Raw genomic sequence first — 392 nt, 5'->3', positions numbered from 1 at the left:
CGCATGCCCAGCTGTCAAAAAGAGCAGTGCACACATTCGTGGCCTTGAAATGGCCATTAACAATATTCTGAGCGCTGAAGAGACGTGCCAGACAGCTTTAAAGGAGATGGCCAAGCTCGCTCCCAAGCGTGATCTGGAGATCCTTAAAAGCATTCCTGGCATCGCCGAAAATACTGCCTTGAGAATTATTAGTGAGCTTGGAGATATCAGACGCTTTAACAACCCCAACCAATTAAATGCCTTCGTCGGTGTTGATCCTCAGGTTTATGAATCTGGCAATCTCACAGCCCACCTATCAATTTCAAAGCGTGGGACAGCTATTGGCAGAAAGGTGCTGTACTTGGCCATAAACCAAATCCAGTCGGCTAAGAAAGCTGGAAACCTTTGTCATA

The 392-nt window shown here is 46.7% G+C and carries 1 protein-coding gene; it reads left to right on the top strand.

What is annotated here, in order from left to right; all coding sequences use genetic code 11:
* Positions 1 to 392 (top strand): transposase (locus tag FD23_RS08830; protein ID WP_155515452.1); only part of this gene is annotated, 392 nt, incomplete at both ends.

It is taken from the genome of Lactobacillus delbrueckii subsp. delbrueckii DSM 20074 = JCM 1012 (assembly GCF_001433875.1).
Lineage (GTDB): Bacteria > Bacillota > Bacilli > Lactobacillales > Lactobacillaceae > Lactobacillus > Lactobacillus delbrueckii.
Note: the sequence above shows the minus strand (reverse complement) of the source record. Positions and strands in the feature narration are given on the sequence as shown.